This window comes from Priestia sp. MDV22-iso46, from assembly GCF_058629175.1.
In genome coordinates this window covers 72,973-84,339 of the sequence record NZ_JBZVWT010000013.1, presented here as the reverse complement: position 1 = coordinate 84,339, position 11,367 = coordinate 72,973, and the positions used below count along the sequence as shown (strand labels likewise).

The 11,367-nt window shown below is 33.8% G+C and carries 14 protein-coding genes and 1 pseudogene; 5 read left to right on the top strand and 10 right to left on the bottom strand.

Annotated features, from left to right (window positions below):
• Both AC4NPH_RS28305 and AC4NPH_RS28300 read right to left on the bottom strand, forming a co-directional pair.
• A pseudogene (locus AC4NPH_RS28305) lies at window positions 1-107 on the bottom strand (cell wall hydrolase); the annotation flags it as partial.
• Between the two features lie 228 nt (window positions 108-335).
• A complete protein-coding gene (locus AC4NPH_RS28300; protein ID WP_029325552.1) occupies window positions 336-920 on the bottom strand; it encodes a LysE family transporter in 585 nt (194 codons plus the stop codon).
• 113 nt (window positions 921-1,033) lie between these two features.
• Between AC4NPH_RS28300 and AC4NPH_RS28295 the strand changes: the two genes are divergently transcribed.
• On the top strand, window positions 1,034-1,588 hold the full coding sequence (locus AC4NPH_RS28295) for a helix-turn-helix domain-containing protein (RefSeq protein ID WP_029325551.1): 555 nt from the start codon (window positions 1,034-1,036) through the stop codon (window positions 1,586-1,588).
• Between the two features lie 285 nt (window positions 1,589-1,873).
• Here AC4NPH_RS28295 and AC4NPH_RS28290 read toward each other — a convergent pair whose 3' ends face one another.
• Together AC4NPH_RS28290 and AC4NPH_RS28285 are read right to left on the bottom strand one after the other, a co-directional pair.
• On the bottom strand, window positions 1,874-2,764 hold the full coding sequence (locus AC4NPH_RS28290; protein WP_098315433.1) for an Rpn family recombination-promoting nuclease/putative transposase: 891 nt from the start codon (window positions 2,762-2,764) through the stop codon (window positions 1,874-1,876).
• A gap of 521 nt (window positions 2,765-3,285) precedes the next feature.
• Window positions 3,286-3,597, bottom strand: a complete 312-nt coding sequence (locus tag AC4NPH_RS28285) for a hypothetical protein (protein WP_491939317.1) — start codon at window positions 3,595-3,597, stop codon at window positions 3,286-3,288.
• Window positions 3,598-4,103: 506 nt separating this feature from the next.
• On the opposite strand from AC4NPH_RS28285, the gene AC4NPH_RS28280 reads away from it, so the two are divergent.
• A complete protein-coding gene (locus AC4NPH_RS28280) occupies window positions 4,104-4,250 on the top strand; it encodes a hypothetical protein (RefSeq protein ID WP_013060133.1) in 147 nt (48 codons plus the stop codon).
• A gap of 354 nt (window positions 4,251-4,604) precedes the next feature.
• A complete protein-coding gene (locus AC4NPH_RS28275) occupies window positions 4,605-5,045 on the top strand; it encodes an aspartyl-phosphate phosphatase Spo0E family protein (RefSeq protein WP_029324119.1) in 441 nt (146 codons plus the stop codon).
• Window positions 5,046-5,551: 506 nt separating this feature from the next.
• Here the strand turns inward: AC4NPH_RS28275 and AC4NPH_RS28270 are convergent.
• The 3 genes from AC4NPH_RS28270 to AC4NPH_RS28260 are packed head-to-tail and all read right to left on the bottom strand — an operon-like array spanning window position 5,552 to window position 7,510.
• The gene (locus AC4NPH_RS28270) at window positions 5,552-6,265 is read right to left on the bottom strand and encodes an SDR family oxidoreductase (protein ID WP_097813518.1); all 714 of its coding nucleotides are present in this window, start codon (window positions 6,263-6,265) and stop codon (window positions 5,552-5,554) included.
• Window positions 6,266-6,297: 32 nt separating this feature from the next.
• Complete coding sequence (locus AC4NPH_RS28265; protein ID WP_097813519.1) at window positions 6,298-6,849, bottom strand: NAD(P)H-dependent oxidoreductase; 552 nt, start codon at window positions 6,847-6,849, stop codon at window positions 6,298-6,300.
• 49 nt (window positions 6,850-6,898) lie between these two features.
• Window positions 6,899-7,510 (bottom strand): ester cyclase, encoded by a 612-nt coding sequence (locus AC4NPH_RS28260; protein ID WP_097813520.1) that lies wholly within the window; start codon window positions 7,508-7,510, stop codon window positions 6,899-6,901.
• A 547-nt stretch (window positions 7,511-8,057) separates the two neighbouring features.
• Here AC4NPH_RS28260 and AC4NPH_RS28255 point away from each other — a divergent pair.
• The gene (locus tag AC4NPH_RS28255; RefSeq protein ID WP_029324137.1) at window positions 8,058-8,396 is read left to right on the top strand and encodes a winged helix-turn-helix transcriptional regulator; all 339 of its coding nucleotides are present in this window, start codon (window positions 8,058-8,060) and stop codon (window positions 8,394-8,396) included.
• Between the two features lie 285 nt (window positions 8,397-8,681).
• Here the strand turns inward: AC4NPH_RS28255 and AC4NPH_RS28250 are convergent, their stop codons facing one another.
• From AC4NPH_RS28250 to AC4NPH_RS28240, 3 genes are all read right to left on the bottom strand, one after another.
• A complete protein-coding gene (locus AC4NPH_RS28250) occupies window positions 8,682-8,819 on the bottom strand; it encodes a DUF8096 family protein (protein WP_491939316.1) in 138 nt (45 codons plus the stop codon).
• Between the two features lie 250 nt (window positions 8,820-9,069).
• Window positions 9,070-9,528 carry an SMI1/KNR4 family protein gene (locus AC4NPH_RS28245; RefSeq protein WP_057275036.1) on the bottom strand — a complete coding sequence of 153 codons (459 nt, stop codon included), beginning with the start codon at window positions 9,526-9,528 and terminating at the stop codon, window positions 9,070-9,072.
• Window positions 9,529-9,555: 27 nt separating this feature from the next.
• Window positions 9,556-9,732, bottom strand: coding sequence for a DUF8096 family protein (locus AC4NPH_RS28240; RefSeq protein WP_097813522.1), 177 nt, complete (start codon window positions 9,730-9,732; stop codon window positions 9,556-9,558).
• A 393-nt stretch (window positions 9,733-10,125) separates the two neighbouring features.
• On the opposite strand from AC4NPH_RS28240, the gene AC4NPH_RS28235 reads away from it, so the two are divergent.
• Entirely contained in the window at window positions 10,126-11,238 is a 1,113-nt protein-coding gene (locus AC4NPH_RS28235; RefSeq protein WP_098315435.1) for a type II asparaginase, read from the top strand.
• Window positions 11,239-11,367: the final 129 nt, after the last annotated feature.

Here is an 11,367-nt window from a genome sequence, read left to right as displayed (position 1 = left end):
ACATTTCCGACATATAACATCCCTAGTCTTCCTTCACCTTCAGCTTCTGCTCGCATCATCCTTGCCATTAAGTTAATGTCTGCACTTCGATAACTTACTCTTGCCATTTATTCACCCCCAAAATATAGTATGAAAAAAAGCTTCTATTGATGTCATTGTTTATAAGATAGCAATGCCCAGTTTTTACATAACAATAAAGTCCATTATATACGTTATAACGATCGATAGAGCGTTGTTATTTTGCATAACGCGAGTATAACTCTTTAACGAAATGAATATTTACAACGTTAAAATTCTTCCAAGATTAAACTTTATTTTTAATATAAATCAGAAACTTATTTTATAAGAATTGAGACTGCACTATACATTAATAATAAAGCCATAACTACATTAAACTGACTTCTATACTTTGAGAGGAATTTTTGAAAAAATGAACCAAATAAACTCCAACAGAATGTACTCATAAAACCAATAAGAGCTAGAAATAGCGAATACATTAGTAAGCTAAAGTTTGAATTGTGATATGGAAGGATGAAGGTTGCTATAGCTGTTATACCATATAAAATGCCTTTTGGATTTATAAATTGTAAGATCATCCCCATGAAAAAACTGTTATTCCGGTCTTCATTGTTATTTTCATTATCCCCTTTACTACGAATAATTTTTATAGCTAGATACATCATATAACCTGCACCTAGGATAGTCATAAAAAATTCAATTTTCGGAATAAAATTCTTGAGTAAAAGATTAAGATAACTACACAACAACATGACTATAAGGAAACCTGCACCTACTCCTACACAAAACTTTAATGTCTTTTTCAAACCATATTTGTTAGCGAATAACATGGCCATAATATTATTAGGACCAGGGGTAAAGCTGGTTACAAAGACATATAGCAAGAATGATAATACTGGCATATTTGAACCTCCTCTAATATGTATATTATAATGTTCAAAAAGGACAATATAACGTCGTGCTTTTTATTTTACAATACAGTCGTTATATTGTACATATCTATAGGAGTGTAATTATGGAGGAAATAAATCTTATTGTCGCTAAAAATTTGAAGGGATTTAGAGAAAGTAAGAAATTAAGTCTCGAAAGAGTCTCAGAATTAACTGGAGTAAGTAAGACTATGATAGGACAAATTGAAAGAGGAGAATCAAGTCCTACAATTACAACCATTTGGAAAATAGCCAATGGATTAAAAATTTCTTTTACTTCATTAATAAATAATCCGCAACCAGATACAAAAGTCATTTCAAAAAATGAAATTCAAATATTCTCTGAAGATAACGGGAAATATCGGGTTTATCCTTATTTTCCTTTTGAGGACGATAGACGCTTTGAAGTTTATTCTGTAGAGATAGAAGAAGGAGGATCCCTAGAGGCTGATTCGCATAGAGAAGGAACGGAAGAGTTCATAACTGTCTTTGAAGGAGAACTCACTATAAGGGTAAATAGCAATGAGTATATAGTAAATAGGGGGAACGCTATTAGGTTTAGAGCTGACAGGCCTCATTCTTATTATAATAGTGGTAAAACATTAACTCGATTAAGTATGATTATTTATTATCCAGTTTAAATCTCGTTTCTCAAGAACAAAATTTCATTTCTGCATTTACTATTTAGTCGACGAGCCCTACATCCAGGTGAAGTCTATCAAAAATGGATTCAAGTTCATATATAAGCTATTTGGAATTGCATGATAATCTGTAATTGAACAGGTCATGGAGGTTCTACATCTCCATCAAATAGTTTTGTACCAGAACCAAAAACTCAAGGATAGTAACTTAATTTTTGAAATTAGGAATAGCAAAAAAATAAAGATTACCTTATTATCTAATAGGTAATCTTTTTATTATTAATTTCACTGGCGTCGAAGATTATTGATTTCCTCTTGTGAAAGACCTGTAAGGTCACTTATCGTTTCATTGTCTATTCCTTTATGAATCATACCCAAAGCCATAGTTTTAATGGTTTTTTCTACTCCAATTCTCTCTCCTTCTATTTTCCCAAGGTTTTCAGCTCTTTTTAAAGCTGATTTTTCATCTAATAATGCCTTTTTTCGGGCCTCATACGCTAATAACACTTCTGGGTCTTGACTGACACGTTCCCATTCATCTATTGCCTTTTTCAATACCTGATCTTCTTGCATTGCAATCTCCTCCAATACCTGAGTGATTTCTTCATCTTCAGATGCTTCAAGTAATAATAACCATCGCACAAGTTGATCTTCTCGTGGATCTACCTCTCTGTGACGCCACTTAATTAATAGCTTAGGTAGCTCCATAAAATGAATTTCCAGCATATCGGTTAAGAGTAATTTCTGTTCTCGCTCATATAACTGAAAGGTGGAATGATAATCCGTGATATGCGATAAATAACGGAAGTTGATAATGTTGATGGTAATCGTTTTACAAAGCTCTCCATAGTCCATGCCTTCTTTCATTTGACTACTATACATTTTGGACCAGTAATAGAGCGTTCGTTTTTCCATGTCATGTTTATTATTAAGTTGAATTTCAATGTTGACACGACTTCCATCTTCTAACTGCGCGTGTACATCTAAAATTGAACGTTTATCTTCTTGGTTTTCTTTATTAAAATGAGGATCTAATAACTGAACCGTCTGAATTTTTTTCTCATCTGGAAAACGAAGCGCTGCATTTAAAAAAGCAGCTAAAATAGATTCATTTCCATGTGTGCCAAATAACGATTTAAACGCAAAGTCGACACGTAAATCTAATCGTTTCGTCATAATGTCCTCCATCATCTCCATGTTTGTTATTAGTATACCATGACTGTATAGGTTCTTTCTATTTCATGCTTTATAACGTAATAAAGTGCCCATCAGGTACCTTTCTTTCTTCATTATTAATAATGATAAAAAATTAAAAGCTAAAAGCTCTTAAGTACTTCTGTTAAAATAACACATCAAAAAAATAATTCTCTTTTAGATAAAGTTATATAATTGATAAAATGTAGGTAAATGATCGTTTTAGTAATTTACTTAAATTATAAAAGGCACTTGCTATATGCAAGTGCCTTTTGCTACGTTGATATTTCTAAACAGCTATTATAAAAATAGATGCTCTTAAAGAGGTGACGAGTTCATGTCGGAAAACAACGTCATCTCTTATTATAGACCAAATTCCTTTATCCTGATACTAAAGTACAATAGTAAAAAAACTATTTAGATGACCTTAAGTCCAACTATAGCAAAATAGATAGCCTTCGAGATAAGTCAATGTTAATCATTAGAAACTTATAGAAAGGATTTTAAGGTTTATTTACCTTGAAAATGCTCTTTCTTTGCTCCTGTTTAACGCGTTTTAAGCGCAACTCTATTTTTTTATCTAACGTTTTATGTACGATTTTGATGATTGTACATATAAACAGTAAAGTTACAGTTATAATTACAGATTGCGGTACGTGAAAGCAGAAACAAAGTATAGCTACAAGTAGGGATATAGCACAAATAAAATTGATTATCCATTTTCTACTTCTATGAGCTTCAAGGTTTCTTTCAAGCAACTGCTTTTGTCCTTCTTCTCTTTTTGTACCTTCTGAATTATTGTGTGTAAGATTCATCGTTGTTTCTCCCCAAGAAAACTAATTTTGTATAATCTACGTATTAGTTTGTTCCTAAGATGGCGCCTTCTCAGAACAAATAATCCATAATTTTTTCCTTTTTATTATAAATTAAACAATATTAAAAGTCATAACTAATTTTGCACAAAATATCCAATGAGTGAACCTTCTGTCTGCTAAACAAGAGTAATTTTAAATTTTATTCCTCTCTTCCAAGGCGATAGCATAGTTGGATAGAACAAAAAGAAAAAACTACTGCTCCTGTTCAGTAGTTTTCCCTGTTTAGAATAGGAAATTTGGTGTGATGCCTCACGGCGTCTTGAGTAGTTTGTTCAAAGGGGTAAAAAGTATGTCCATAAATAAGTATATTTTAAAATTTATTTGAATTTATGTTTTAAAACATATAAAAAAGGGAACAGTAACTTAATTTTATTCCAGATAAATTTCAAATAAGAAAAATGGTTAATATGTTGAAAAAACTGTAATAATGAATCTGGAGGGAAGGTATGTCAATTAATAAAGAAGTTTTCTATCGCGGTAAACGATTTAAGATTATTCATATTTATAGTTCTGGTTATTGTGAGCTTAGAAAAGTTAACGATCCTTTTAAAGTAGAACTAGCTTTATTAAATGATATCCTACTAACGGGATAATGATTACTGCATATTCTTATTTAACTAACCAAACCGAATTAATTTGATTTTTATTATTAAATAAACATATTAATCATTTTTTTGATAAAAATAGAAGCCAAATTCTTTATATATAAAGAATTTGGCTTCTATTAATGTTGATGATGCTAACTAAAAATATATAATTTTTCGACTGGACTACCTCATTAATGTCTACAGTTTTTGTGTTTTATTGTAATTTTTTGATATGTTTTTTAGAAAACGTTTTCATTCTATCTTATATTGCTCATAATATTTTTTGTTGGCTCTATCTTTTTATTATGGACCTACTAAATTTCCTAGAGATGAAAAATTCCGATGAGGTGAGAAAAAGCTATGTTAATGGTAGTCAATCCAGTAGGTCAAATAAAAGACTTACAAAAGTGTATTGTGAAAAAAAGGAAAGAATTAATTGATTTAGGTAGCAATTATGGACTTTTAGACGAAAAAACAATTAACTGTAGTCAAGATTTGGACAAACTTATAAATTTGCATATGAAATCTTATTCTAGTTCAACTAACATGTTTTTAGATAACGGAGAGGGGTTACCTAGAACAGGACACTCGTATGGTAATTATAAAGTTAGTGATTTCAAATATGAGGTAAAAGTCGTTGAACTTGCAAGAAGTAATATTCGTTTTTGTTCTGCCCAATTGATTGCTCATTCAAATCTAGCAACATTTGGAGTATGTACTGCTTTAGTTCTAGTTGGTAATGGAACTAAAGCAGGTTTTGTTGCTCTTCGAAATTTACGACAGTTAACAACTCATTCGTGAAAATCTATCTTTTCTAACAACGCGGTAACGTTACTGAATTAGCTACTGATTAGGTAATGAAGTCGTAATTCTTTAGATACTATGTAGCTACTGCAGTAAGCTTGCCTGGCCATTCAAAAAATAAAAAAGAACCCTTACTGCAGTAGGTGGGGAGTAGGTAGTGATGTAAGAGGTGTTTGGTTTTTATATGCTGGAGACGGGCTTAGTCGCTTATCTTTTTCATCAAATGGACGAGAGATCCAATGATGTGCCAACGACTAAAGTAGAACGTGATGAGGTTTAGTGGGAACATGACAAATTGTATGTTCCAGATTGATTCTACAAAAAGAATAGCGTTTTTTATGTTTTGAGGACAGGATTTTTCCTTGTCTTGATGTGCATGGGAAGGTATTCTAATTAGAAAGAAAATAAGCTCCTTTTTCACTAATCCCTTTAAAATCTTCTTTAGTAAAGCCGTAAATCCCTCGTGGGATAACGGCTGTTTGACATATGTCTTCTTAACATTATTAAGATAAAATGTGACCGCCTTCCACATGAAGAACGGTTCCAGTCACAAAACTATTTTGGAGCAAGTATAGTACGCTTTGTGCAACGTCTTCAGCTCTTCCTATTCGTTTCACAGGAAGTTTGTTTCCCACCGTAGCATAGAAATGGTTACGGGTTTCTTCTGGCATTTTGCTGCGGGAAGGTGTATCAATGATACCGGGTGAAATGATGTTCACTCGGATCGGAGCAAGTTCTAATGCCAAGGTCTGACCTAAATTCGAAACGGCGGCATTGACTGCACCTAGAATTGACGAACCAACCATCGATTTGTAGGCTACCACCCCAGAGAATAAAGTAATCGAACCGTGTGGTAAAATTTTTGGAGCACCATATTTAGCTGCGTAGTATTGACCCCAAAATTTGTTTTCAAACAATTGCCGGGCTTGGGCTGTATTTGTGTGTAGGAATGACCCACCGGATGTTTCTGCCGCGCTCACCACAAGGTGGTCGAACTGGCCGACTTTTTCAAAGAAAGATTGAACTTGCTGTTCTTGAGTTGTATCTAGTATAAAAGCCGTGGCGCTAGCTCCTAGTTGCTCTTTTGCATTCTGTAATTTATTTTTGGAACGGCTAGCAATAATTACTTCTGCTCCTTGAGCTATTACTTGTTTAGCTGTTTCAAAACCAATCCCTGAGCTTCCACCGATAATCACAATTTTTTTACCTTTTAACATGTTTTTACCTCCTCATGATTTTACTTAATAGATTAAAAATCCAATACTTCTTTCAGATGTATATCAAGTTCGAATACAAATTTTTCAATATTCGGATTTTTAATTACATCATAACAAGTGAAACTCTTTAAAGGTTTCATTCCGAGGAATTTCTGTACACGATGTAAATGACTTAATGTATCTTCTAAGCTGTTCCCTTCAAAAAATTGAGTTGGATCGTTAAATGCTTGTTCGGGAGCATTCCAGGTAGTCGAAAACATATATTTCTTTTCGGTCAATAACCCACCTCTTCCATATTGATCAGCACCCTTAAAAAATAAGCCATAAGCATAAACTTCATCCATATACGTCTTCAATAAGCCTGGGACACTGAACCAATAGATAGGTGTTTGGTAAATAATAATATCAGCCCATAAAAACTTTTGTTGTTCTTCTTCGACTTTATATCCATTTTGAATATTTGTTGTTTTAATATTGTTCTTTTCACTTAACAAACTGATCATTTTGTTCATCAATGTTTGGTTCAAAGTCCCTTTCGCTGAACTATATTTCTGATGGCCGTTAATAACAAGTATATTTTTCAACTTTTTCCGTCCCCTTTAATTCTGTAATCTTTTAAAAATCCGTTGATCTTCAATTTTTAGATACTACTCCGAGCTGTTGCATTAATGTAAGATTATCCTCTAAGTGCCAATCCTCAACGATTTTCCCATTCCTGATATGCAAAATATCAATGGCAAAGAAATGAACAGGCTTCCCTGTTGGCGTTTTCCCCATAAACTCACCCTTGTATGTCCCGGTGAATGAGAGACGAGCTGTAGCCTTGTCATCAGATACCACTAAATCCTCAATAGTACAGCGTAAATCAGGAACAGCTTTACGAAAGTTGCGAGAAGCGAAGGTCAGTCCCTCCGGACCTTGAGGTCTTCCCTTCGGCAATGTGTTATCAAAGAAGCTAGAGGCAACGGCTTGTGAAATAAGATCCTCATTGCCAGTATTCCAGAACCCGTAAAAACGCTGGGCGGTTTGAACCATGGCCGTAGCTTCTTTTGATTTCAATGACGGATCGACTGTCATCGATTTTGGTTGAGGTAAATCCTTTAATAGTTGAATGTCTGCATGAGCTGTTTTAGTAGGTTTATAGTCAGTATTGGTCTTGGTACATGCGGCGCTCATGAGTGTTACCCCGAGGGCTATGGTAATACTAACTACCGATCGAATCGTTCTTTTTTGTAAACTCATCATATTTTCTCCTCAAATGTTTTGATATAGGCTGCGAATCTTGCTCCCTAAGTGTGGACTTGCAATGAAAGCCCCAAGGGAATGAGATATTGTGCTTTTTTCTAAAGTGCCTCTCCATCAATAAACGTTTATACATAATTTGCAGTTACGCAGATTTATTCAAGCTCAGCTAATGCAGGATACGTTTCCTCTCCTCGATTCAGGGACCAGCTGAACGACGTAACCAATAACCTTGCTGCGCTAAGGTAACATTCAAATCTTCTGCTACATTTGGAAGAATATCAATGATGACAAAATATGTAGTACCAATAGCAAAAGTACTGATTAAGAGAGTAATGAGCAATAAGGGCAGTGTGATTGGTTGATTGCTCGCACTAACTTTGATCACCTCCTCAATGTAGTGTTAGAATAATAGGCTCACCGATATTATATGTATAGTAAGTTTCTTTAGGGAAGTAGTGATATTTATTTCATAAAGTTTCTGAAAGTATACTATTGTGATATGATAAGGAAAATTAGCCAAAAAAATTTTTTAGGAAGGATGTGTCAGATGAGTGCTATTGAGCCGGTTGTACTAACCAAAGGAACATCAGGGGAGCCTTGCCCCATTGCTAAAACGCTTGACGTGATCGGTACTAAATGGACCTTTTTAATTATTCGGGATCTGCTTATCGAAGGAACGATGCGATTCCGTGATTTGTTGAAATCAATGGATGGAATTAGTCCAAAAACACTTTCATTACGCCTTAAGGAACTGGAGAATCATGGGATAGTGGAAAGAAAGGTATTTCCAGAGGTCCCTCCTCGTGTGGAATATACGTTAACGGAAAAAGGGAAACGATTGGAAAGTATCTTCATTGAATTAAAGAGATTTGGATTAAATTTATAGGAGATTAAATATAGATCATTCTTTAAATTTGAGTGCGTCAATTATGAACGATATTAGATATGATTTGATTTATGGAGAACAACCGAACCAGCTATGCGTAGTTAATAACATAACAGTAGACGAGTTTAATGACTTGGCCAGGTGTGGAAGTTCAAGATTAAATGAGGTTCCCATTTAATCCTTGGAGAAATATAAATAAGAAAAAAGTAAACAGGTCACTTAGTGATACTTATCACCATCAAATGACCTGTTTTTATAATATTGGCTGCTATGCGATAGGTCCCCTTAAATGCTCTTCTTCATTCCACATTCCCGGCATTCACGTAAGAAAATCCCACCTTTTACAGAACTTTTGAAGTAAGCTGAGTTGCAGTGGTCGCATCTGCCACTAACCTTATCCGGAAATTCAGCGTATTCATACACTTATGATTGTTAACAAGTGTAAATACCCTTTATAATGTTAAAGATTCTGAATCACTGAGAATAAAGGATAATGAAACCATTTAGAACGTTCTTAGGGGACAGAGTCATATATACCTCAATATGGATGAGGTCCAAAGAGGTTCCGATGACTAAAGGAGAATCAGTGGGAGCTTGGTGAATCAAATCATACGAAAACAATAAAAAAGAACCGACAATTGATTGCCAGTTCCTTTTTGTTGTATAAATGTAGTCATTCTTCATTTTTATAAATAAATAAGCCATTTACGAAGGTTTCAAAATCAGGAGCCAATTCAAAAATAAGTGTGTCTTCTCCCCATTCTAGATCCATATAAATTATAGGAGGAGTATCTTTTGTATTCCGATAATCAAATGCAATCCACCAATGTCCCTCTCCACATAGTAGAACAATATCTTTAGGTAAGTCCCATTCTTCTATATAATAATCACTGGATAAGATGCCTTCTTTTCCTATTCCATAAATTTCAGGAACGTTTACATGATCGTTTGCCCAATTTGTTGGAACAGAGGTAGGATAGTCACAATACTTTAAATTGCCACCATTCTGTATTTTACATAACTCAATATAGGATCTTGGTAACTTCACACCCAACTTCTTTTCTGCTTCGTTGACCATTTCTTCTGTTAATTTTTTTGATTGACTGTATCCATCATCCCAAATATCTCTCATTTCCCCATCCCTTTCAACCCTTACCAACTAAATGCTTTTCTTCATGCCACATTCCCTGCATTCACGTAAGAAAACGCCACCTTTTACGGAACTTTTGAAGTAAGCTGAGTTGCAATTGTCGCATCGACCACTCACTTTATCCGGAAATTCAGCGTATTCATACACTTTGTTAAAATCGATTTCTTGCTGCTGTTTTTCTTCCATGTTGATCATTCTTTTCTAGTTGACTTTTATTAGATTACCACAAAAAGTGAAGGTGAAATTATTTTATGTAAAACGAACATCAATTAGCTCACTTAACCTCATTTGGTTAAACCTTTAATGATTTTCTTACTCTATTTTACATAAATTATCAAATTTAATTTTAGAAATTTATAATTTTTTTGTTGTTTTCTGTATGATTATGTAGTTCCTATTATAGATTAAAGCTATGTTCTTGTTAGAAGAAAATGAAAACGCTTAATTGTATCTATATTTTTATTAATTATACTTTGATGGAGGAATTTCTAATGGACAACTAACTATAGAGAAAAATTGCTTCCATATTATTAGTATTATATTACTTACAAATTTTCTACATAAAGGAGACAGCTAACTATGAAACTAAAAAAAAACTTAGGAATAACCATTTTATCTGCTGCATTATTATTTTCAGGAATTGGCCTATCTGCTGATGCAACAACCAATAATGCCAAAACAGTCGTAAACCATTCGGAAAAAAAAGATTTACCTAATATAAAAATTTTAGCTACTGGTGGTACAATTGCAGGTTCCTCTGATAGTGATACAGCTACAACTGGATATAAGGCAGGAGCTCTTGGTGTTGAAACGTTAATAAAGGCTGTTCCTCAGATGAAAAAACTAGCAGATGTTAGTGGAGAACAGATTGCAAATATCGGAAGTGAAAATATGGATAATTCAACTTTATTAAAGTTAGCAAAACGAATTAATACTTTATTAGCATCTAAGGATGTTGATGGAATTGTAGTGACACATGGAACAGACACTTTGGAAGAGACGGCCTACTTTCTAAATCTTGTAGTAAAAAGTGAAAAACCTGTTGTTATTGTTGGTTCAATGAGACCAGCTACGGCTATAAGCGCAGACGGTCCATTAAACTTATACAACGCAGTGGAGATTGCTTCTAGTAAAGAAGCGAAAAATAAAGGGGTTTTAGTAACTCTGAATGACCGAATTGGTGCAGCTCGCTACATAACAAAAACAAATACAACAGCAACAGATACGTTTAAATCTCCTGAACAAGGATATGTTGGAGAAGTTGCTGGGGGTAAGGTATTGTTTTATAATGAACCTACTCGTAAACATACGACAAAATCAATTTTTAATGTTTCAAAACTTGATAAACTTCCTCAAATAGACATTCTTTATACATACCAAAATGATAATAGATACCTTTATGATGCTGCTGTAAAAGCAGGGGCAAAAGGAATAGTAGTAGCAGGATCCGGAAATGGGTCAATGTCTGATGCAGCTTTATCAGGAGCTAAAGATGCTGTTAAAAAGGGGGTAATCATTACTAGATCTAGCCGTGCTGGTAATGGGACTGTGACTCATGAAGCTTCAGATGATAAAGATAAGTTTGTCACGTCTGATTCGTTGAATCCTCAGAAAGCGCGTATTCTCTTAATGCTTGCTCTAACTAAAACAAAAGATCCTAAAAAAATACAAGAATATTTTAATGAATATTAATAAGCAAAAAAGAATCCTTTGCTATAAGTAGCAAAGGATTTTCAAATTTATTGAAATAGGGGAATATGTTATTAGTTTAGTTAGTTTTATAGATTAATATACAGAAGGAGGTAAAAGATCTAACCTCTC

Excerpts from the sequence above, each read along its gene's own strand:
- AC4NPH_RS28275 (WP_029324119.1), top strand. The coding sequence starts at position 4,605 with ATGTTAATGGTAGTCAATCCAGTAGGTCAAATAAAAGACTTACAAAAG.
- AC4NPH_RS28245 (WP_057275036.1), bottom strand. The coding sequence starts at position 9,528 with ATGAGAGATATTTGGGATGATGGATACAGTCAATCAAAAAAATTAACA.
- AC4NPH_RS28240 (WP_097813522.1), bottom strand. The coding sequence starts at position 9,732 with ATGGAAGAAAAACAGCAGCAAGAAATCGATTTTAACAAAGTGTATGAA.
- AC4NPH_RS28235 (WP_098315435.1), top strand. The coding sequence starts at position 10,126 with ATGAAACTAAAAAAAAACTTAGGAATAACCATTTTATCTGCTGCATTA.
- AC4NPH_RS28260 (WP_097813520.1), bottom strand. The coding sequence starts at position 7,510 with ATGATGAGTTTACAAAAAAGAACGATTCGATCGGTAGTTAGTATTACC.
- AC4NPH_RS28290 (WP_098315433.1), bottom strand. The coding sequence starts at position 2,764 with ATGACGAAACGATTAGATTTACGTGTCGACTTTGCGTTTAAATCGTTA.
- AC4NPH_RS28280 (WP_013060133.1), top strand. The coding sequence starts at position 4,104 with ATGTCAATTAATAAAGAAGTTTTCTATCGCGGTAAACGATTTAAGATT.
- AC4NPH_RS28295 (WP_029325551.1), top strand. The coding sequence starts at position 1,034 with ATGGAGGAAATAAATCTTATTGTCGCTAAAAATTTGAAGGGATTTAGA.
- AC4NPH_RS28270 (WP_097813518.1), bottom strand. The coding sequence starts at position 6,265 with ATGTTAAAAGGTAAAAAAATTGTGATTATCGGTGGAAGCTCAGGGATT.
- AC4NPH_RS28300 (WP_029325552.1), bottom strand. The coding sequence starts at position 920 with ATGCCAGTATTATCATTCTTGCTATATGTCTTTGTAACCAGCTTTACC.
- AC4NPH_RS28255 (WP_029324137.1), top strand. The coding sequence starts at position 8,058 with ATGAGTGCTATTGAGCCGGTTGTACTAACCAAAGGAACATCAGGGGAG.
- AC4NPH_RS28285 (WP_491939317.1), bottom strand. The coding sequence starts at position 3,597 with ATGAATCTTACACACAATAATTCAGAAGGTACAAAAAGAGAAGAAGGA.